Source organism: Streptomyces sp. M2CJ-2 (genome assembly GCF_016757295.1).
Taxonomy (GTDB): Bacteria; Actinomycetota; Actinomycetes; order Streptomycetales; family Streptomycetaceae; genus Streptomyces.
In genome coordinates this window covers 1-1,768 of sequence record NZ_JAESIF010000210.1, presented here as the reverse complement: position 1 = coordinate 1,768, position 1,768 = coordinate 1, and the positions used below count along the sequence as shown (strand labels likewise).

The window sequence follows — 1,768 nt, the reverse complement described above, 5'->3', positions numbered from 1 at the left end:
TCAGTCCTTGATCTCGCAGATCACCGCGCCGGAGGTGACCGACGCGCCGACCTCGGCGCTCAGCCCCTTGACGGTGCCCGAGCGGTGCGCGTTCAGCGGCTGCTCCATCTTCATCGCCTCCAGCACCACCACCAGATCGCCCTCGGCGACCTGCTGGCCCTCCTCCACCGCGACCTTGACGATGGTGCCCTGCATCGGCGAGGCCAGGGTGTCCCCGGAGGCCACCGGCCCGGACCGCTTCGCCGCCCGGCGCTTGGGCCGGGCCCCGGCCGCCAGCCCGGTGCGGGCCAGCGACATGCCCAGCGAGGCGGGCAGCGACACCTCCAGCCGCTTGCCGCCGACCTCGACGACCACCGTCTCCCGGTTGGCCTCCTCCTCCGCCGCGCCGTCCGGGCCGGCCGCGAACGGCTTGATCTCGTTGACGAACTCGGTCTCGATCCACCGGGTGTGCACCGTGAACGGGCCGGGCCGGCCGTGCAGCTCGGGGGCGAAGGCGGGGTCGGCGACCACCGCGCGGTGGAACGGCAGCGCGGTGGCCATGCCCTCCACGGTGAACTCGGCCAGCGCCCGGGCGGCGCGCTGCAGCGCCTCGGCGCGGGTGCGGCCGGTGACGATCAGCTTGGCCAGCAGCGAGTCCCAGGCCGGGCCGATCACGCTGCCGGACTCCACCCCGGCGTCCAGCCGCACCCCGGGCCCGGTGGGCGGGGCGAAGGCGGTCACCGTGCCGGGGGCGGGCAGGAAGTTGCGGCCCGGGTCCTCGCCGTTGATCCGGAACTCCAGCGAGTGGCCGCGCAGCGGCGGGTCGTCGTAGCCCAGTGCCTCGCCGTCGGCGATGCGGAACATCTCGCGCACCAGGTCCAGGCCGGCCACCTCCTCGGTGACCGGGTGCTCGACCTGCAGGCGGGTGTTGACCTCCAGGAAGGAGATGGTGCCGTCGGCGCCGACCAGGAACTCCACGGTGCCGGCGCCGACGTAGCCGGCCTCCTTGAGGATGGCCTTGGAGGACGCGTACAGCTCGGCCACCTGGGCGTCGGACAGGAACGGGGCGGGGGCCTCCTCGACCAGCTTCTGGTGGCGGCGCTGCAGCGAGCAGTCCCGGGTGGAGACGACCACCACGTTGCCGTGCGTGTCGGCCAGGCACTGGGTCTCCACGTGCCGCGGCTTGTCCAGGTAGCGCTCCACGAAGCACTCGCCGCGGCCGAAGGCGGCGGTGGCCTCGCGCACCGCGGACTCGTACAGCTCGGGCACCTCGTCCAGGGTGCGGGCGACCTTCAGGCCGCGGCCGCCGCCGCCGAAGGCGGCCTTGATGGCGATCGGCAGGCCGTGCTGCCTCGCGAAGGCGAGGACCTCGTCGGCGCCGGTGACCGGGTCGGGGGTGCCCGCGACCAGCGGGGCGCCGGCGCGCTGGGCGATGTGCCGGGCGGCGACCTTGTCGCCCAGGTCGCGGATGGCCTGCGGGGGCGGGCCGATCCAGATCAGGCCGGCGTCCAGGACCGCCTGGGCGAAGTCGGCGTTCTCCGAGAGGAAGCCGTAGCCGGGGTGGACGGCGTCCGCGCCGGACTCGGCGGCGGCCTTGAGGACCTTGTCGATGTCCAGGTAGCTGGTGGCCGGGGTGTCACCGCCCAGGGCGAAGGCCTCGTCCGCGGCGCGGACGTGCAGGGCGTCCCGGTCCGGGTCGGCGTAGACGGCGACGCTGGTGATGCCGGCGTCCTGGCAGGCCCGGGCCACGCGGACAGCGATTTCGCCACGGTTGGCGATGAGCACCTTG

General features: G+C 74.4%; 1 protein-coding gene. It reads right to left on the bottom strand.

Annotated features, from left to right (window positions below; genetic code table 11):
- A partial coding sequence (locus JL475_RS38835; RefSeq protein WP_202282900.1) for a biotin carboxylase N-terminal domain-containing protein occupies positions 1 to 1,768 on the bottom strand: 1,768 nt, incomplete at its 5' end.